Genomic DNA, 18690 nt, shown 5'->3' on the forward strand with positions numbered 1-18690 from the left:
TATTCTATGCCGATCATGGCGTAACGCCAGCGATTTCAAAAACCACGCTGTCGTGGCGCCCTTGCGCATCCATGACTGTAAGCGTATACCGGCCGTCTCCGGCCAGCACTAACTTGAAAGGATGACCCGGCGCGCCATGGCTGACCACGCGCCCGTCGAGCATCCACCATACTTCGCCTTCGGCTCCTTCCACCTCTACATCCACCGCCACCTGCCGCGCGCCGGGCACGGGCCGCAACACCGAACCCGTCGCCACGCCCTGCAGGCGCAAGGGCCCCTGCGAAGCATCGGCATAGCCCGCGAACGACGGCGGCGCGGTCTCGTTCAGGATCCACGCCGTGCGCTGCTCCGGACAGGCGCCGGACGGCACGCTGCCCAGCTTGTAGCCCAGCGGCCAGCACGTCACGGCCGCCTGCACCGTTTCGGGCCGGGTGCGGAACTGCGGCGCGCCTTCCGGCAATGCCGCCACGATGTCCTGCAGCAGCGGCGCCGCGACGTTCGCCCCGAAGAATCCCGGATTGGGCGTGCCGTCGGGGCGGCCGACCCAAACGCCGATCGTCCATCTGTCGGTCACTCCGACCGCCCAGGCGTCCCGGAATCCGAAACTCGTCCCGGTTTTCCAGGCAAGCTGCCGGGCTGGGCTGCCCGATTGGTAGAACGGCCGGTCGGGGTGGCCGCCGCCCTCGAGAATATCGCGGACGATCCAGGCTGCCCCAGGGCTCATCATACGGGACTCCACCACCGGCTGCTCTGCCCTCAGGCGAGGCCGGCCGGCGATGCCGCCCCGGGCCAAAGCCCGGTAAGCGCCCACCAGTTCTTCCAATGTGGTGCCACCCCCGCCCAAAATCAAGCTCAAATTGGGCTGGGCGCCCGCAGGCAATCGTAACCGTACCCCGCCGGCCAGCATGACCGACGCGAAACGGCTGGGTCCGATCCGGTCCAGCAGATCCACCGCGGGCACGTTCAGCGACCGCTGCAACGCCTGGGCCACGCTGACCGGACCCGAGAACGTCGCCTGGAAGTTGCCCGGCGCATAGCCGCCGAAGGACATCGGCGCGTCGACCAGCAGGCTTTCGGAATGGATCAGGCCCTCGTCCAGGGCTTGTGCATACAGGAAGGGCTTGAGCGTCGACCCCGGCGACCGCACCCCGCGCACCATATCCACATGGGAATAACGGGTATCGTCGGAAAAATCGGCGGAACCAGCATATGCCTTCACCTCGAGCGTGTCGTTGTCCATCACCAGCACGGCCATCGACACCTTGGGCGGCAGGCTGTCCACCCGGTCCAGCAGCATCCGCTCCACCGAGGCCTGCATGTCCGCGTCCAGGGTAGAGGCCACCAGGGCCGGCCGGTCGCCGGGACGCCGGGAGCCCGGACCTTTCGCGCCGGCTTCCTGCAGCAGCCGCTGCGCGGCCAGCGGCGCCAGCCAGCGGGCCCGCAACGGCGGCGCCACCACGCGTTCGATCTTGGCGTCCGCCACTTCGGCCGGCGTCCACCGGCCCAGCTCGACCATGCGGTCCAGCACCTTGTCGCGCGCGGCCTGCGCGGCCTCGGGGTGGCGATCGGGCCGCAGCCTGGACGGCGCCTGCGGCAACGCGGTCAGCATCGCGGCCTCGGCCGGGCTCAGGTCGCGCGCGGGCTTGCCCAGCCACAGGCGCGAGCCCATTTCCACGCCCTCCACAATCCCGCCCATCGGCGCGTGGGTCAGGTACAGCGACAGGATCTCGTCCTTGCTGTAGTGCATCTCCAGCTGGACGGCGCGCCAGGCTTGCCGCAGCTTGGCCGACAGGGAGCGCGACGGCTTGCCGGCCAGTTCCGGATCGATCAGCCGCGCAACCTGCATGGTCAGAGTGGAACCGCCCGATACGATGCGGCGGTTCGTGGCCCATTGCCAGCCGGCGCGGGCCAGCGCCACCGGGTTCACGCCCGGGTGCCAGTAGAACCAGCGGTCTTCGTAGGTCAGCAGCGTTTCCAGGTAGCGCTCGGACACCTGATCCGGCTTGACCGGGTAGCGCCAGATGCCGTCGCGGCTGGGGTAGTTGCGCAGGGGCGTGCCGTCGGCGGCGACGACCACGGCCGCGCCCCCCGAATCCACGGGCGGCAGGGGATACAGGCGGTCCAGCGTGAATAACAGCGCGGCCAGCGCAAACAACGCGCTGGCCGCGAAGACTCCCCGCCGCCGCCAGCGGCGGGCGCGCCTGGCGCCCGCCGCTGGGGTGACGGCGGCGTTCAAGGACGCTTGGCGCCGCGGTCGCGGATCTCTACCGTGCTCCATTGCTCGCCTACGCCCCGGATTTCCGGCCGGTACATGTCCTCTGCCACCGTCGACGGCACCGCATAGCGGCCCGGCGTCACGACGCGCACCAGGTAGAACACATCCACCTTGCCGCGTCCCAGCGCCACTGCGGCCACGTAACGGTCGTCGCGGAACTCGCGATGCTTGATGTTGGAGTCGGCCATGGCATCCGCCACGCGGCGCCCGCCGATGGACCAGTCCTGCATCTCGGGGCTTTGCGACAGGTTCAGGTTCTCGACCTCGAAGCCGGCCGGCACGCGGTCCACCAGCAGCCCGTCAGGGATGTTCTGGTTGGAGCTGGCCTGCACCCACACCACCAGCATGTCGCCGGTCTGCAGCGTGCCGCCATCCCACGGACGGCCGTCGGGGCGGTACCAGCCGCGCTTGAGCTGGATGACATCGTTGCGCGGCGCGGGCGCCGAGGTCGGGCTGCCCTGGATGTCGTACTCGACGAACAGGGATTGGCTGCCCAAGTTCTGCAGCTGCGTGCCAGCCAGGTCCGCCACCGACAGCGACACCGTCTGGTCGCTCTTGCCGCCGGCGAGCACCTTCCGGGCGCCGTTCACCGTCAGCGCGGCTTCCCACGGAACGTTGTTGTTGCCGCTCACCGCGCGCGCGGCCAGCAGGAGCGACATCTGCTCCTGCGTCGACAGGTACGAACGGTTGCCCAGGCGGCCCGCCAGCTGCGTCAGCAGGTTTTCGACGCGATCGTGGCGCAGGTCGTACTTGTTGGCCAGCGCGTAGGCGAGCGCATAGTCGCGCACGCCGCTGCCGTAATCGCCAAGCCACTCGTCGTAGTAATACGCATTGTTGCCGGCACGGCGCACGTTGATGCCGTATTCGCGCGCCATGGCCTGGTCGAGCGCGGCCTTCATACGCCCTTCGTCGCCCATGAGCTTGAAGGCAGCCGCCAACTGGATCAGCGGCAGCGGCGAACGCGCGCGCTCCTGGTAGTTGTCGTACAGCTGGCGAACGGTGGACAGCGGCGCCTTGTTGTCGCGCGCCAGCGCCAGCACGGCGGTGGCCAGGCCGGCGAAGCGGCGGTGGTCTTCCCGCAGGATGTTGGCGTCATCTCCGCTGATGCGGCCCGCCTCGACATTGCGCTTCAGGTTGGCGGACCACGTGCCGAAGGCGCCCGTGCTCTGCTGCACCTGCTCCAGGAGCCATTGGCGCGAACGGTCCAGCGACGCCTCCGGCACCTCGAAGCCCTGGTCGCGGGCGTCCTGCATAAAGCCGACGGCGTAGGCCGTCAGCCACACGTCGCGGGACGACGAGCTGCTCCACAGGTTGTACGAGCCGACCGCATTGCGCATGCCCGACAGGCGGCCGATCGCGCCGGCCACCTTGGCCGCGCGCTCGGCTTGCGTGCGCGGTTTCAGGCCGAACTGCTTGGCCGCGTCTTCGTCGATCATCACCCACGGCAAGGTCGCGCTGATGGTCTGCTCGGTGCATCCATAGGGATAGTTGAGCAGGCCTTCGACCAGGCGGTTGACATTGAACGGCGGACGGTTCGACACGGTCATGCTGACGGTCGTGGAATCCGGATAGTAGGACGCCACCCACGACGCCTGCGGCGCGTTCGATTCGCCCGGGTTCAGGCGCAGGCGCCGCACCTGGCGTTCGGCCGCGTAGGCCGGCTGCACCTGCAGCACCGACTCGCGCACAATGTGCACGGGCTTGCCGCCGCCCTGCCCGTCGACGGTCAGGCGCATCAGGCCCAGGCCGTACGAACCGGTGGTGGTGGCGTTGAAGCGCAGCGTGGTGCGCTGCTTGTCCTTGAGCGTCACGGTCTTGACGCCGTCGACGATGGCCAGCGGATCCAGCGCTTCCAGCTTGACCGTCACCTTCTGCTCGGCGCCGCTCAGGTTGGTTACGTCCAGCGCAATCGCCGCCTGGTCGCCCGGCGTGATGAAACGCGGGGTGTTCAGCTCGGCCACGATCGGCGCCGCCACCACCATTTCGGTGTCGGTGCTGCCGTAGTTGTCGGGCGTGAAGGCCACCGCCATCAGGCGCAGCGTGCCATTGAAATCGGGCAGGTCCAGCGGGATATCCGCCTCGCCCTGCGCGTTCAGCTTCACGGGACCGGAGAACAGGTCCACCAGCTTGACCTTCTTGGGCAGGCTCTTGCTGTCGCCGCGCATGGCGGCGTCGCCACCCCACTTCAGCTTGCCCTTGGTGCCGTCCATCTTCTCGATCAGCTTGCCGTACATGTCCAGCAGTTCGGGCGCGTAGCGGTGCTTGCCGAAGAAAAAGTCCAGCGGATCGGGGGTCTTGTACTGGTTGATGTTCAGGATGCCCACGTCCACGGCCGAGAGGGTCACCATGGCCTGCTTGCCCTGGGCGCCGTCCACCTTGACGCGCACGGTCGTCTTGGTCTCGGGCACGGTTTTGGGAGCGGCCTCGAGCTTGACCTCCAGCTTGCGGTCGGCGCTGGCGATCGGCAGGAAGGTCAGGCCCAGCGCGCGCGCCGGCGTCACGCGGTCGCCCTCGCTGCCGGGGCGGAACACCGCCGCGGCGATATACAGGTCGTGCCGCTTCCAGGTCTTGTCGACGGGGATCTCGACCTGCGTGCCCGTGGCCTTCACCGCCACCCAGGTGGACCACAGCATACGGTCGCCTTCGACGGTGATGAGCGCCTGGCCGTCATGCGGCGGGGTCAGGGTCAGCTTGACGCTGTCGCCCGGCTTGGCCGGCACGCCTTCCAGCTTCATCTGGACGCGATCGGGGCGGTTGCCCATGGCATCGGCGTCCTGCGCGTTCCAGCCCGCGTAGAAGCGGTAGCGCATCGTTTCCCCGGTTTCGGCATCCGCGATTTCGAGGCGGTAGCGGCCCCACTTCACGGGCACGGTCAGCGTGGCGCGGTCGGTCAGCGCGATCTCGCGCGAATCCACCAATTCCTCGGTTTCGGTATAGCCGCTGTTCCAGCCGCGCTGGTCGTCGAAGCGCCAGTAGTACTGGCGCTCTTCGCGGAACAGGCGCACCTGCGCCTGCGCCAGCGGCGCAAGCTTGCCCTGGGCGTCCACGCGCACCACTTCGAAAGCGGCGGGCGCGCCCTCGCGGGCGACGTCGCTGTCGAATTGCGGACGCACGGCGATCAGGCGGTCGGCGGGCCACACGCTGCGCTCGATCGAACGCACCACCGGGCGGCCGCCCGATTCCAGCAGGCTGGCCGAGACCCGGACCTTCATCGGCGAATGCGTGCCGCCGGTGCGAGGATCGACCTCGAGCTGGCCGCGGCCCTTGTCGTCGAGCGCCGCTTCGGGCAGCTCTTCGAAATGTCGGCGGGTATCGTCCGCCACGTCGCCGAAGATGAAGCCCGGCCATTGCTGGGGCAGCGCGTAGCGGTCGCGTTTGACCTGGAAGCTGGACAGGAGCCGGTTGCCGGCCGCGGGCGCGCCATAGAGGTAGTCGCCCTGCACGTCCACCGTCAGCGTTTCCTCGGGGCTCAGCACCTCCTGCGTGGAGGTCAGCGCCATCTTCATGCGTTCAGGCAGGAATTCCTCGACCTGGAACTTCCAGGAGGCGTCCGGCGCGCGCGCCGCCGGGTCCACGCGCAGCTCCAGGAGCCACGTGCCGGTCTGCGCATCCAGCGGCAGATCGACGGTGCGCTCGATGTAGCCCGGCAGGTCCTTGCCGGGCTGCCACAGCGTGGTCAGCACCGTGCGGCCGTCCGGCCGCTTGAGCGTGGCCGTCAACGGCGACGGCGCCAGCATGCGGCCGTCCAGGTCGCGCGGCAGCACGGACACATGGAAGGTCTCGCCCGGGCGGTACAGGTTGCGCCCGGCATAGACGAACAGGCTGTTGGGGCGGGCCGTGTGCCCGCCCGTGTCGAATTCGGACAGATCCAGCGCCGGTTCGCCCAGGGCCAGGACCGTCATTTCCTTGTCGCGCGAGGCGCGGATGACGCGCGCGTTGGCGAAGCTGCCGTCGAAACGGACGTGGCCCTGCCCGTCGGCGGCCGCCTTGGCCAGCGTCTTGCCGGCGCCGTCCACCAGCTCGAACACGGCCCCCGAGATCGCGGTGCCGCTCTTGAGCGAAACGGAATAGGCTTCGATACGGTCGGTATAGCGGCGTGCGTGCAGGCCGATATCGCTGACGTAGAAATACGTCACCTGGTATTCATAACGGAAACGGCCGGGCTGGCTCATCACGGCAACATAGATGCCGGGCTCCTGCAGTTCCTTGATTCCCTCGACCGGCAGGAATGTGACGTGCCGGCGGTTGGGCTTGTCATCGGTAATGAACCGGCCCTGGTACACGCTGGTCGTGAGCGAGTTCAGGCGGTCCAGGTCCCAGTTGCTGACCGAGCCCTTCAGGCTGCGGTTGTCGGAATAGCGCCATTCATCGTCGTAGTCGCTGCCGCCCTCGTCGTCTTCGTCAGACGACGAGCCGGTATTGCGGCCGATGCCCAGCACGGTTTCGAACAGCTCCGGCACGCGCTCGGGCGACACGCGCAGGAACTGCACGTCGACCTCGGGCGTGTTCACCGTGGCCACGGGCAGGCCGCCATTCTGGCCGGCCGGCAGCACCACGCCGCGGCTGGCGAAATAGAACGACGGCGGCATGGCCTGCGTCGTCACTTCGCAATGCGCGACTTGCGCCAGCTTGCCCGAAGCGCCCGCACCGGGCAGCCCGGCGCGCATCGTGACGGCGTAGGAGCGCTGCGGCTGCACATAAGGGAAATAAACGATGCGCGGGTTGTCGCCCACCACCCAATTGCCCTTGAGGATCTTGCCCTTGGGCGCGGAATCGCCTGGCCGGACCGAAGCGGGCTGGTCGCCGGTATTGGCCGCCGACTCGGTGTCCTGGTCGGACGCGCCGGACGTGGAGCCCGTGTCCGTGACCTGGAGGAAACTGCTCAGCTCGGCCTTGGCATCCACCGGCTGGGTGAACGTCACGGCAAGGGCCAGAGCGTCGTTGTACTGGCGCGGCTGGCAGGTCAGCGCCGCGAAGGGATCCGCCGCGCCGACGACCGCGGTGGCCGGCAAGGCCGGCTTGGCGTCATTGCCGCCTGCGCCCGCCGAAGCGGCCGGGCCGGCCGGCTGGGATGCGGCGACGGGCGCCGGGGGAGCCGCCTGGCGGTCTTTCCCCATCCACCAGCCCAGGCCAACGGCGCCCGCCAATACGACGACGCCGGCTGTCGCCAGCCAGGTCTTGCTGATCTTTCCACTCACGGCACATCTCCCGCTTACTTAATATATTGCGCAGCCCCTTTGCGGCGGGGCTGCCAACCGTCCCTCCCGCGCGCTTCTCCGGTACGCGGGCACCGCTTTCAAATTATCTGAACAGCACAACGCCGCCATGACAGGCGGCGTATTCGATTCCAGATTTCAGACAGGTTCCATCACGCATTGCAGGGGATGCTGGCGCGCCCGCGCATATTGCGCCACCTGCGCAATCCGCGTGGCGGCCAGATCGCGGGGATAGACCCCGCATACGCCACGCCCTTCGTGATGCACCTGCAGCATGATCCGCGTTGCTTCTTCGTGATTCTTATTGAAGAACTTCTGCAGTACTTTCACGACGAACTCCATCGGGGTGTAGTCGTCATTGAGCAGCAGGACCTGATACATCGGAGGCGGAGCGGCGCGAGCCGGTGCCTTCTCGACGGCCAAATCGTGCTGGGTATCCAAGGTAGAACTCATAGGGCCGCTATTCTATTTAAACTGGGGACGGCTAGCATGTAACTTACGGAAAATTACACGTAGAAATGCGTAGTTTCCATACTTGACGCCGCAAAGAAAAGCGGCGCATTATCCACGCATTCTGGGGTTTTCAACTCATCGAAAATCTGCCAGGAAGCCGGAGGGGGGACAGGGGTCTAGGCCGCGATGCCCTTCTGTCAACATACGATTCAATGAGGCAGTCCGCATGTCTGATACGACCGCAACCGCCGTCCAAGGGGACAATCCCAAATCGACGGGCACCGTCAAATGGTTCAACGATGCAAAGGGGTTTGGCTTCATTACGCCCGACGACGGCGGTGAAGATTTGTTCGCCCATTTTTCGTCCATCCAAATGAATGGTTTTAAAACCCTGAAAGAAGGCCAGAAAGTGGCCTTCGAGATTATTCAGGGGCCCAAGGGCAAACAGGCGCTGAATATCACTGCTGCCTGAGTTACCCTTAAAGCGCAACAGCAAGGTTGCGCCATTATCAGGCGGGGCTTTCGAGCCCCGCCTTGTTATTTTCTTCCGCTGCCAGGCCCATGTCCAAGAACGCCGCTTTGTTTTCCATCAGTCGTACATTGTTTGAATCATCGTTCTTCAAGGCAGCCCGGCCGGCCCTGGCCGCGTTTTTCCTAGCAGCAGCCACAGCGGCAGCCCTACCCGCGACCGCCCAGCAAACCGGTCCGCAACCCCAGTTGCGCACCACTCAGCTTTCCGCCGGCATCCATATTATCCGCGCGGAAGTCGCCGATTCGGACGAAACCCGCCGCAACGGCCTCATGTTCCGCCGCGAACTGCCGGGCAACGACGGCATGCTGTTCGTCTTCGAGCAGCCGGACGTGCAGTGCTTCTGGATGCGCAACACCATTCTGCCGCTCTCGATTGCCTTTATCGCCGACGACGGCACGATCGTCAACATTGAAGACATGGCGCCCCAGACCGAAGACCCCCATTGCGCCAAGAAACCGGTGCGCTATGCGCTCGAGATGGTCCAGGGGTGGTTCGACCAGCACGGCATCAAGGCCGGCAAGAAGCTGGACGGCCTGCCCTGACGCGCGTCGCGGTCCCGCAACAAAAAGGGAGCCCTGAGGCTCCCTTTTCGTTTCCGCCCCCGAATCGGCGGCGCAACGGGCGAACGGCGCTTACACGCGTTCGATGATCAGAGCGATGCCCTGGCCCACGCCGATGCACATGGTGCACAGCGCGTAGCGGCCGCCGGTGCGGTGCAGCTGGTTGATCGCGGTGGTGGCCAGACGGGCGCCGCTGGCGCCCAGCGGGTGGCCCAGGGCGATCGCGCCGCCGTTGGGGTTCACGCGCGGATCGTTGTCGGCAATGCCCAGCTGGCGCAGCACGGCCAGGCCCTGAGCGGCGAACGCCTCGTTCAGTTCGATCACGTCCATCTGGTCCAGCGTCAGGCCGGTCTGTGCCAGCACCTTCAGCGTGGCCGGCGCCGGGCCGATGCCCATGATGCGCGGGGCCACGCCGGCCGTGGCCATGCCGACCACACGGGCGCGCGGGGTCAGGCCATGGCGGGCGGCGGCCTTTTCGTCGGCCAGCAGCAGCGCGGCGGCGCCGTCGTTCACGCCCGACGCGTTGCCGGCTGTGACGGTGCCGCCTTCGCGGACCACGCCCTTCAGCTTGGCCAGCGATTCCAGGCTGGTTTCACGCGGGTGCTCGTCCTTGCTGACGACGATGGGATCGCCCTTCTTCTGGGCAATCGACACCGGCACGATCTCGGCGTCGAAGAAGCCTTCCTTCTGCGCGCGCGCGGTCTTCTGCTGGCTGGCCAGCGCGAACAGGTCCTGGTCTTCGCGGTTGATCTTGAAGTCGTCGGCGACGTTCTCGGCCGTCTCGGGCATCGAATCCACGCCGTACTGCGCCTTCATCAACTTGTTGACGAAGCGCCAGCCGATCGTGGTGTCGTAGATGGCGGCGCTGCGCGAGAACGCGCTGTCGGCCTTGCCCATGACAAACGGCGCGCGGCTCATGCTTTCCACGCCGCCGGCCAGCATCAGGCCGGCTTCGCCGGCGCGGATGGCGCGGGCGGCGGTGCCGATGGCGTCCAGGCCCGAGCCGCACAGGCGGTTGAGGGTGGCGCCGGGCACTTCGATCGGCAGGCCGGCCAGCAGCGTCGCCATGCGGGCCACGTTGCGGTTGTCTTCGCCCGCCTGGTTCGCGCAACCCATGATGGCGTCGTCGAGCTCTTCCCAGCGCACGCCGGGATTGCGCGCCACGAGGGCCTTGATGGCTACGGCTGCAAGATCGTCGGGGCGCACGGGAGCCAGCGCGCCGCCGTAGCGGCCGAAGGGGGTGCGGATCGCATCACAGATATAAGCATGCACGGTCATGGGAAGCTCGAAGTAAGTGAGAAAAAACCGGATCGGCCGATCTTAACGCAGGCCTCGCGCACCATACTGGCGCATCAAGAGGATGTCCGCAGCACGGACAGTGTCCAATGGATGTTCACTTCAGTGCCGCCGCGCGGACGCGGCGCCAGGCGCCGCTCAGGGCGCGGGCGGCCGGGCCGCGCGCCCCGCGTCAACGATCGCCTGCCGGCGGAAACGCCCCGCGGCCAGGTGATAGAACGGCTGCGGGCAGAACTGGCGCGATACGCCCGACGCCAGCAGGGACGCCACCAGCATCCAAAACAGCATGGGCTGGCTGCCCGTCATTTCCATCACCACCACGCTGGCGGTCAACGGCGCCTGGGTAGCGGCGGCCAGGAAGGCGGCCATCGAGATCAGCACCAGCACGCGGTGGTCCACGCCCTCCCCCGCGAGTTGCCAGATATGGTGGCCGATGCCCGCGCCGGTGGTCAGGGCCGGCGTGAAGATGCCGCCCGGTATGCCCGCCCAATAGGAAGCGACGGTGGCCGCCAGTTTGGCCAGGCCGAAACTCGCCGGCGCGGTATCGTGGCCCGACAGCAGGTCCGCCGCCACGCCGTATCCCGTGCCGTAGACGCTGCCCGCCGTGCTCAGGCCGATCGCCGCGAGGAGCAGGCCCATGATGAAAGCCACCCAGATCGGATGCGCGCGTATCCAGGCGCGCCAGGCGCGCGGCGCGCTGCCCGTCACGCCTTTGCCCAGCAGGTTCGCGAAAATGCCGCCCAGCGCGCCGTTGAGCGCCGCGCAGATGACCACCCACGTCACCATGCCGTGGGCCAGCGGCGCGCCGCCAAAGACGCCGAAATACGGGTTGTTTCCCACCACGGCCACGACCAGGAAGCCGGAGGCCAGCACGCCGATCAGCACCAGCCGCTGCCAGCGCAGCACGGTGCCGCGCCCCAGTTCCTCGATGGCAAAGATGACGCCCGCCAGCGGGGCATTGAAGGCGGCGGCCAGACCGCCCGCCGCGCCGGCGGCGATCAGTTCGTTGGAATGGAATCCGCGCAGCTGCACGCCGCGCCGCTTCCAGAAATCGCCCCAGGCCAGCATAAGCGCTGCGCCGACCTGCACCGAAGGCCCCTCGCGGCCGATCGAGGCGCCCGCCAGCATGCCGAAAAACGCCAGGGGAATTTTCCAGAGCGTCTGCCCCAGCGGCACCAGGCTGGTCTGGCTGGGACCCGGCGGCAGCGACAAGGCGCCGATGACTTGGGGAATGCCGCTGCCCGAGGCATTGGGCGCATAGCGCAGCGTCAGCCAGCGCAACCCGGCCAGGGCCAGCGGCAGCACCACCACGGCGAGCCAGCCGTTGTATGCCACCCAGGCGCGGTTCCATTCCAGCGCCTTGTCGGCCAGGTACGCGAAACCCAGCGACATCAGCGCCACCAGGCCGGCGCCGCCCAGCAGCAAGCCCATCTGCACGCTCTTGCGCGACAGGCGGTTGATCTGGCGCACTTTGCGGTGCGCCCACCGGCGCGGGGCGGCCAATATCCGGCGCAAGGATTCGGGCAGGTTCATGGGCGTAGCGGGCTGGGGGGAGGTGGGGGGGGTGGGAAGCCGCCCACCTTACCATTGCTGCACGCCCAATGGGTCAGAACGTGGGCCAGTCCTCGCCGGCGGACTGCCGGGCCGGCTGGGCCGGCGCCAACGCCGGCTTGCGCGCCGCGGGCACGGCCTGCGCCAGCCGGATCTGCGCGTCGCGCGCCGAGCCCCCCGCCTCGACCTTGAAGCGGCGCACTTCCTGCGCCAGGCGGCCGGCCTGCTCCTGCATGCTGGCCGCGGCCGCGGCCGCTTCTTCCACCAGCGCCGCATTCTGCTGGGTAACGGTGTCCATCTGCGCCACGGCCTGGTTGACCTGGCCGATGCCCGAGGACTGTTCCTCCGAGGCGCTGGCGATTTCACGCACCAATGCCGCGACCTGGCTCACGCTGTCCACCACCTCGCGCATCGTGCGGCCGGCTTCGTCGACCTGGCGCGTGCCGCCTTCGACGCGTGCCGCGGATTCATCGATCAGGGCCTTGATTTCCTTGGCAGCCACCGCCGAGCGCTGCGCCAGCGTGCGCACTTCGCCCGCCACCACCGCGAAACCACGCCCCTGCTCGCCGGCCCGCGCGGCCTCGACCGCAGCGTTGAGCGCCAGGATGTTGGTCTGGAAGGCGATGCCATCGATCACGCCCGTGATGTCGGCGATGCGGCGCGAGCTGTCGGAAATGGCGCTCATCGTCTGGACCACGCCGTCGACCACCTCTCCGCCCCGGATGGCCACGCTGGAGGCCAGGTTGACCAGCCGGTCCGCTTCGCCGGCATTGTTGGCGTTCTGCTGCACGGTGCTGGTCAGTTCTTCCATCGACGCGGCGGTCTCCTCCAGCGAGGAAGCCTGCTCTTCGGTGCGCTGCGACAGGTCGGCATTGCCCTGCGCGATCTGCGAGGACGCCGAGGCGATGCTTTCGCACCCGTCGCGCACGTCCTTCACGATGCGGGCCAGGCTTTCGTTCATGGCCTTGAGCGCGCTCATCAGTTCGCCGGTTTCATCGCGCGTGGCGACCTGGATGTCGGTCGTGAGATCGCCGGCCGCCACCTGGCGCGCCGCCTTCACGGCCTGGTCCAGCGGGCGCACGATGCCGCGCGTCACCAGCCAGCCCAGCAGCAGGCCGACCGCCACGCCCGCAACCGCCAGGGCGATCATCACGGCGCGAACCGTGCCGTACAGGTCCGAACCCGCCTTCACGGTCTGCGCGGCGGCGCTTTCCTTGCCCTGCGCCAGCGTCGTCATCAGGTCGTCCAGCTTCTGCGAGGCCCCGATCACGCGCGCCTCGACCTCCGCCAGGCGCGGATCGGCCTGAGTCAGCGGCTGCGATTGGGCTGCGGCGAAAAATGCCGCCGACTCGCTCTTCCAGGCCTTCTCGGTCTCCACGAATTGCGCCAGCACGCGCTTGTTGTCGTCTGAATAGAAATTGGCGGCGGCCTTTTCGCGCAGCGCATCCATGTTCGTGACAGCGTCGTCGAACTGCTTGCGCAAGGCCTGGCGCTCCTGCTCGGTCGCGACGGCCAGGTACGCGTTGCGCGCGCGGCCCGCGTAGATCAGGTGGATATTGGCCTCCTTGATGTCCGAGATGCCGCGCAGTTCGGTATCGTAAAGCCGGTCATTCATTGCATCCATGCGCGCAAGGCCCCAAACCCCGAAGGCCCCGATCGCGCCGCCGACCACCGCAACCAGCAAAAACGCGCCCGACAGGCGTGCGCCGATGCGCATTCCCGAAAAATACCGCAACATGCTTCCCTTCCCTGTAGTTACCCCGGTTTATGGCGGGCGTGCCGCGGTCGTGGGCCCCGTGGTTCAGTCGTAGACCGGGGGCAACGATAGCGGCTGGGTTTCCTAGGGATAACCCTAAACAAAAGGATGTGTGCGCGTTATTTCGCCAAAATGAACTCGACAATCGACAAAGAAAATTGAATAGCCTTGCGGCGGGCCCGAAAAAAAACCCCTCGTTCAAACGAGGGGTTTTTTGTGGGCGCGGCGCGGGCCGGCCCGTCAGCCTGGCGGCGAGGCTCAGGCGAAGTTCTTGGCCGCGAATTCCCAGTTCACCAGCGCCCAGAAGTTTTCCAGGTACTTGGGACGGGCGTTGCGGTAGTCGATGTAGTAGGCGTGTTCCCAGACATCACAGGTGAGCAGCGGCTTGTCGGCCGTGGTCAGCGGGGTGGCGGCGTTGCTGGTGTTGACGATGTCGACCGAGCCGTCGGCCTTCTTGACCAGCCAGGTCCAGCCCGAACCGAAGTTGCCGGCGGCCGACTTGTTGAACGCTTCCTTGAAAGCGTCGAAGCTGCCCCACTTGGCGTTGATGGCGTCAGCCAGCTTGCCAGTGGGCGCGCCGCCCGCCTTGGGGGCCAGGCTGTTCCAGTAGAACGTGTGGTTCCAGATCTGGGCAGCGTTGTTGAAAATGCCGCCCGAGGACTTCTTCACGATGTCTTCCAGCGACAGCGATTCGAATTCCGTGCCCGGGATCAGGTTGTTCAGGTTCGTGACGTAGGTCTGATGATGCTTGCCGTAGTGGAACTCCAGCGTTTCCTTGGAGATGTGCGGCGCCAGCGCGTCCAGTTCGTAAGGCAGGGGGGGAAGAGTATGTGCCATGTGAAAGTTCCTTCTGTTGAGTGCACGATCAAGCCGGTCAATTGTATCGGCAACTCATGAGGATACCGCGTTAACCCCGCGCCGGCGCGGGGTTAACGAACACATGCGCTTGCACCACGCCGGCGCAAGCCCGCGAATGGATCAGGAAGCGTCGCGCGTGCTTCGCGTCTGCGTGACTTCGACCTGGGCGCCGCCTTGCGCAAAGCTGAGGTCCAGCGCCTGCCCCGCCGCCAGCGCCGCCGCGTCGCGCACGATGCGACCTTCGCCGTCGCGCGCGATCGCGTAACCGCGCGCCAGCGTGTTGCCGGGATCCAGTGCGCGCAGCTGCGCCGTCGCGGCCGCGAGCCTGTCGCGGCGCTGCGCCAGCAGCCGCGCATGCGCCTGGCCCAGTTGGCGCAGGGCGCCGTTCAGGCGGTCGGCGGCCCGGCCCGTGTCCGGCGCACGGTGCGCCAGCCGCTGGGTCAGCAGGTTGACCCGGGCCGTTCGGCGGCCCTGCGGCCCCGCCCACGCGGAAGCCAGACGGAAACGCAGGCTATTGAGCCGTTCGCGCTGGTGCTCCAGCCGCTGGGCCGGGGACACGAGCTGCGCGGCGGCGCGGTCCAGCCTTTGGGCGGCGCGTTCGAGGCGGCGCTGCTGCCCCCGCGCCATCGCCTGCGCGGCGTGCGTGACGCGGCCCAGCAGCTCGGCGCGCGGCACGCAAGCCAGTTCGGCGGCCGCCGTTGGCGTGGGCGCGCGCACGTCGGCCACGAAATCGCAGATCGTGAAGTCCGTTTCGTGCCCGACCCCGCTGATGACCGGAATGTCGCTTACGGCCACCAGGCGGGCCAGGCCTTCGTCGTTGAAGCTCCAGAGATCCTCGATGCTGCCTCCGCCCCGCACCAGCAGCAGGGTATCCACTTCGGCGCGTTCGTTGGCCAGCCGCAACTGCGCCGCCAGCCGTCCGGCCGCGTCCGCCCCCTGGACCGGCGCCGGGTAGATGATCACGGGCACCTGCGGGGCGCGCCGGGCCAAAGCCGACAGCACGTCCCGCAGCGCCGCCGCATGCAGGGAGGTGATAACGCCGATCGCCCGCGGCAGCCTCACGGGCTCGCGCTTGCGGGCCGGGTCGAAGAGGCCCTCGGAGGCCAGCTGCTCCTTCAGCCGCAGGAACGCTTCATACAGATTGCCGACCCCGGCGCGGCGCATGGCGTCGGCCTGCAGCTGGTAGTCGCCGCGAGGCTCGTACAGAGACACCCGGGCGCGGATCTCGACCTGGTCTCCCGCCCTGGGCATGAACCCCACCGCGCTGGCGCGGCTCCTGAACATGACCGCGCGCACGGAAGCCCGGCTGTCCTTGAGCGTGAAGTACCAATGCCCGGAAGCCGCGGCCGTGAAGTTGGAAATCTCCCCTCGCACCCATAGCGCCGGGATGCTGCGCTCCAACAACTGCCCCACGGCTTGGTTCAGCTGGGCAACTGTCAGGATATCCCGCGCAAATGCGTTGTTTGTGACTGCAAATTCAATTGTCATGAGGCTTTCCGATGCATAACCTGTCCACAGGGCACGCGTAGCGGGCCGCAATGATACCGCGTCCCCGCTTGTTTGCCGCAATCGGCCCGATAGCCAGCAAATTCAAAGCAAAACGTTGATTTATATGCGTTTTTTATGAAAAACAGGCTGCTCGAAATTGAAGCAATCAAGTGCCAGCCCTGTGCCCACAAGCCTTCCGGCGAAGTTTTACACAGAATTATCCACAAGATCTGTGGATAGCTTCGGGGTCGTTCCGACTTGCCACGCTACGGCCGCCCCGTTACAGTTTCGGCTTGATCAGATGCTGGCGCGCACTGTCCCGCGCGCGGCGCTCCCCGGGAGTTGAACGCTTTGCTTTCCATCTTGCGCGAGGCCGGCTGGCCTATCTGGCCCCTGCTGGCGACATCGGTCCTGGGCTTGGCGCTGATCTTCGAGCGCTTCCTCTCCCTGCGCCGCGGGCTGGTCATGCCGCGTGGCCTGAACGAACAGGTTGCGGAAATGCTGCGCAACCGCCAGGACACCCCCGAAGCGATCAACCGGCTCGAACGCAATTCGCCGCTGGGCCGCGTGCTGGCCGAGGTAATGCGCCACCGCCACCTGCCGCGCGAAGAACTGCGCAACGTGGTCGAAGACGCCGGCCGCGCCGTCGCCCACGACCTTAGCCGCTACATTTCCGCCATCGGCACCATCGCCGTCATCGCGCCCCTGATGGGCCTGTTCGGCACGGTGGTCGGCATGATCGAAATCTTCGGTTCCTACACGCCCGGCGGCGGCGACCCCGCCCAACTGGCGCGCGGCATCTCGATCGCGCTGTACAACACCGGCTTCGGCATCCTCATCGCCATTCCCGCCATGATCGCGCACCGCTATCTGCGCGGCCGCGTGGACGGCTACCTCAGCGCGATGGAGCAGGCCGCGTCGCGACTGGCCCGCGCCGTGTCGCCGCACGCCGCCGCCTCCCGCGAGGGCCGTTCATGAATTTCCGCGGCTCCCGGGGCGACCGCGATGAACTGGACATCAATCTGATCCCGCTCATCGACGTCCTGCTGGTCATCCTGATCTTCCTTGCCGCGACCACCTCGTTCGCGCGCTTCACCCAGCTGAAGGTGACCCTGCCCCAGGCCTCGATGGAGCAGGACACCCCGCCCGCCCTGGAAGTGGCCATCAGCCAGGATGGGCGGTATGCGCTCAACGGCACGCTCATCGACGTCTCCTCGCCGCCCGAAATCGCCGACGCCTTGCGCCAGGCCGCGGCCGGCAAGACAGAGCCGCTCGTCGTCATCAACGCCGACGCCCAGGCCACTCACCAGTCCGTGATCAACGTCATGGAAGCCGCCCGGCTGGCCGGCATCGGCCGCGTCAATTTCGCCGCGCAGACCGCCCGGTGACCGCAAAGCGCGCTTCGACGCTGCTGGCGCGCCAATGGCAGCACGGCGGCTGGCTGTCCACCCTGTTGCTCCCGCTGTCCGGGCTCACCGCCTGGGCGGTGGCGCGCAAGCGCGAGCGCTACCGGGATGGCGCCCGCCCCGCCTATCGCGCCCCCGTTCCCGTGGTAGTGATCGGCAACGTCTACGTCGGCGGCACCGGCAAGACCCCCATGGTCATCGCCGCCGTGGAAGGCCTGCGCGCCCGCGGCTACACCCCTGGGGTCGTCAGCCGCGGCTATGGCGTCAAGGTCGGCCCGCATGCCCGTGTCGGGACCGGCGCACTGGAAGCCAGCCGCTACGGCGATGAGCCCGCCTTGATCGCGCGCGCCACCGGCGCCCCGGTGTCGGTCCATCCCAAGCGCGCCCTGGCCGCCCAGGCCCTGCTGCAAGCGCACCCCGACGTCGATGTCATCGTGTCGGACGACGGCCTGCAGCATCTGGCGCTGGCCCGCGACATCGAAATCGTGGTGCAGGACGAGCGCGGCGTCGGTAACGGCCGCCTGCTGCCGGCCGGCCCCTTGCGCGAGCCGGCCAGCCGGCTGCGCGAAGTGGATGCCGTGGTAACGAATACCAGCGTACCCGGCGCCCCCCCGCCGGCCGCGGGCGCCAGCGGCCGCCCGCGCCAGGTGCGCATGTGGCTGGAGCCGGGCGAGGCGCGGCAGATCGAGAGCGGGGGCACGCGCCCCCTGGCGTCTTTCGCGGGGCAGCCCCGCATCGCGGCGGCGGCCGGCATCGGCAATCCCGAACGTTTCTTCGCCACGCTGCGCGCCGCCGGCATCGCGCCGGAAACCACGCTGGCGCTGCCGGACCATCACGACTACGCCGAATCGCCCTTCCGGACGCTCGCGGCCGACGCCATACTGATCACGTCCAAGGACGCCATCAAATGCGGCGCCCTGGGCGACGCGCGCCTCTGGGAAGTGCCCGTGCGGGCCGGTTTTTCCGACCCGGAACTGTTCGATTGGCTGGCGCAGGCGCTGCCGCAGCCCCCGGGGAACAGGAAGCCCGCCGCCTAGGAAGGCCCGCGTGCCGAAGGCCAGCCCCGGGGCCGGTCCGGCCAGAGGCAAACTGTTTTAGAATTCCAGACATGGAATCCCGCCTTCTCGACATCCTCGTCTGCCCCCTTTGCAAGGGCCGCCTCGAACACGACCGGCAGCAAGCCGAACTGGTTTGCCGCGCCGACCGCCTGGCCTTCCCCGTGCGCGACGGCATCCCCGTCATGCTGGAATCGGAAGCCCGCGCGCTCGACGACGCCGCCCCCGCCTCCCACTGAACCGC

Annotated in this window: 14 protein-coding genes; 6 read left to right on the top strand and 8 right to left on the bottom strand. The window is 67.7% G+C overall.

The features are described 5' to 3' along the window. Positions 1 to 13: 13 nt before the first annotated feature. The 3 genes from pbpC to clpS all read right to left on the bottom strand — a co-directional run bounded on the left by pbpC (position 14) and on the right by clpS (position 7944). Positions 14 to 2236 (bottom strand): penicillin-binding protein 1C, encoded by a 2223-nt coding sequence (gene pbpC / locus AGI3411_RS03430; RefSeq protein WP_129526013.1) that lies wholly within the window; start codon positions 2234 to 2236, stop codon positions 14 to 16. Further along, positions 2233 to 7473, bottom strand: coding sequence for an alpha-2-macroglobulin family protein (locus AGI3411_RS03435; protein WP_129526014.1), 5241 nt, complete (start codon positions 7471 to 7473; stop codon positions 2233 to 2235). Before AGI3411_RS03435 ends, pbpC begins: the two co-directional genes overlap by 4 nt. Before the next feature lie 156 nt (positions 7474 to 7629). Continuing rightward, complete coding sequence (clpS, locus tag AGI3411_RS03440; protein ID WP_006383989.1) at positions 7630 to 7944, bottom strand: ATP-dependent Clp protease adapter ClpS; 315 nt, start codon at positions 7942 to 7944, stop codon at positions 7630 to 7632. A 226-nt stretch (positions 7945 to 8170) separates the two neighbouring features. Between clpS and AGI3411_RS03445 the strand changes: the two genes are divergently transcribed. Next, on the top strand, positions 8171 to 8416 hold the full coding sequence (locus tag AGI3411_RS03445; protein WP_006220277.1) for a cold-shock protein: 246 nt from the start codon (positions 8171 to 8173) through the stop codon (positions 8414 to 8416). Between the two features lie 89 nt (positions 8417 to 8505). Beyond that, positions 8506 to 9018, top strand: a complete 513-nt coding sequence (locus AGI3411_RS03450; RefSeq protein ID WP_129526015.1) for a DUF192 domain-containing protein — start codon at positions 8506 to 8508, stop codon at positions 9016 to 9018. Positions 9019 to 9108: 90 nt separating this feature from the next. Here AGI3411_RS03450 and pcaF read toward each other — a convergent pair whose 3' ends face one another. The 5 genes from pcaF to xseA form a co-directional block, all read right to left on the bottom strand. Next, positions 9109 to 10314 (bottom strand): 3-oxoadipyl-CoA thiolase, encoded by a 1206-nt coding sequence (gene pcaF, locus AGI3411_RS03455; protein ID WP_129526016.1) that lies wholly within the window; start codon positions 10312 to 10314, stop codon positions 9109 to 9111. A 156-nt stretch (positions 10315 to 10470) separates the two neighbouring features. Beyond that, positions 10471 to 11865 (bottom strand): chloride channel protein, encoded by a 1395-nt coding sequence (locus tag AGI3411_RS03460; RefSeq protein WP_129526017.1) that lies wholly within the window; start codon positions 11863 to 11865, stop codon positions 10471 to 10473. A gap of 73 nt (positions 11866 to 11938) precedes the next feature. Beyond that, positions 11939 to 13621: a methyl-accepting chemotaxis protein gene (locus AGI3411_RS03465; RefSeq protein ID WP_129526018.1), complete on the bottom strand. Its 1683-nt coding sequence runs from the start codon at positions 13619 to 13621 to the stop codon at positions 11939 to 11941. A 276-nt stretch (positions 13622 to 13897) separates the two neighbouring features. Next, on the bottom strand, positions 13898 to 14476 hold the full coding sequence (sodB, locus tag AGI3411_RS03470) for a superoxide dismutase [Fe] (RefSeq protein WP_043542151.1): 579 nt from the start codon (positions 14474 to 14476) through the stop codon (positions 13898 to 13900). A gap of 141 nt (positions 14477 to 14617) precedes the next feature. Further along, positions 14618 to 15985, bottom strand: coding sequence for an exodeoxyribonuclease VII large subunit (xseA, locus tag AGI3411_RS03475; RefSeq protein ID WP_129526019.1), 1368 nt, complete (start codon positions 15983 to 15985; stop codon positions 14618 to 14620). Between the two features lie 351 nt (positions 15986 to 16336). Here xseA and AGI3411_RS03480 point away from each other — a divergent pair, with 351 nt between their 5' ends. The 4 genes from AGI3411_RS03480 to AGI3411_RS03495 all read left to right on the top strand — a co-directional run bounded on the left by AGI3411_RS03480 (position 16337) and on the right by AGI3411_RS03495 (position 18685). Further along, entirely contained in the window at positions 16337 to 16963 is a 627-nt protein-coding gene (locus tag AGI3411_RS03480; RefSeq protein ID WP_129526020.1) for a MotA/TolQ/ExbB proton channel family protein, read from the top strand. After that, entirely contained in the window at positions 16960 to 17373 is a 414-nt protein-coding gene (locus AGI3411_RS03485; protein ID WP_129526021.1) for an ExbD/TolR family protein, read from the top strand. Before AGI3411_RS03480 ends, AGI3411_RS03485 begins: the two co-directional genes overlap by 4 nt. Beyond that, positions 17370 to 18428 (top strand): tetraacyldisaccharide 4'-kinase, encoded by a 1059-nt coding sequence (gene lpxK / locus AGI3411_RS03490; RefSeq protein ID WP_129526022.1) that lies wholly within the window; start codon positions 17370 to 17372, stop codon positions 18426 to 18428. The genes AGI3411_RS03485 and lpxK overlap by 4 nt, the downstream gene beginning before the upstream one ends. A 71-nt stretch (positions 18429 to 18499) precedes the next feature. Continuing rightward, a complete protein-coding gene (locus tag AGI3411_RS03495) occupies positions 18500 to 18685 on the top strand; it encodes a Trm112 family protein (protein WP_043542160.1) in 186 nt (61 codons plus the stop codon). Positions 18686 to 18690: the final 5 nt, after the last annotated feature.

Origin of the sequence: Achromobacter agilis, assembly GCF_900496965.1 — a bacterium.
Classification (GTDB): domain Bacteria; phylum Pseudomonadota; class Gammaproteobacteria; order Burkholderiales; family Burkholderiaceae_B; genus Achromobacter; species Achromobacter agilis.